This window comes from Yersinia sp. Marseille-Q5920 (genome assembly GCF_946902935.1).
Taxonomy (GTDB): Bacteria; Pseudomonadota; Gammaproteobacteria; order Enterobacterales; family Enterobacteriaceae; genus Yersinia; species Yersinia rochesterensis.
Genome location: NZ_CAMPQA010000032.1, coordinates 1 through 673, shown reverse-complemented (window position 1 = coordinate 673; position 673 = coordinate 1). Strand labels below are relative to the sequence as shown.

The window sequence follows — 673 nt, the reverse complement described above, 5'->3', positions numbered from 1 at the left end:
GTCGACAGTGAGAAAATCACCTTATCTGGTGTGTTGTTGCCAGAGTTGACGGGTGGCCGCCTGTCATTGTTGACCCTTGAAGCGATGGCCGACCAAGGCAAGGCGTGGCCGCTGGTTGAGGGGAGCGGCATGATTTACGGCATGTTCGTCATTGAGAGCCTGAGCCAGACCGGTGCGCTATTTTTTGAAGACGGCAGCGCCCGGCGCATTGAATTCACCCTCAATCTGTTGCGGGTTGATGAGTCATTAACGGCCATGTTCGGCGACCTGCAACAACAGGCTGAGGGTATGCTGGGTAAAGCGACGGCTATGGCCGATAAAGCCAAGTCGGCAATCGGAGGGTTATTCTCATGATAAGCGGTATGTCTTTACCGGCTGGGGCTGATATTGCCCCGGACTTTATGCTGACCATTAATCAGAAAGATATCACCCAGAATATTCGCCCCCGGCTATTGTCAATGAGCCTGACAGATAACCGCGGCTTTGAAGCTGACCAGCTTGATATCGAACTGGATGACGCTGACGGCCAGCTCGCCATGCCGGAACGGGGCGCGGTGCTGTCGGTATTCTTGGGCTGGAAAGGGGGGAGCCTGATAGGTAAAGGTGATTTTACCGTGGATGAGGTCGAACACCATGGCGCACCGGACACGCTGACCATTCGCGCTCGCAGTGC

General features: G+C 55.3%; 1 protein-coding gene and 1 pseudogene. Both read left to right on the top strand.

All coding sequences use genetic code 11. From position 1 onward, the window contains the following. A partial coding sequence (locus OVO64_RS20410; RefSeq protein WP_267248999.1) for a phage tail protein occupies positions 1 to 354 on the top strand: 354 nt, incomplete at its 5' end. Further along, positions 351 to 673, top strand: a pseudogene (locus OVO64_RS20405) (phage late control D family protein); the annotation flags it as partial. The gene OVO64_RS20410 and the pseudogene OVO64_RS20405, both read left to right, overlap by 4 nt.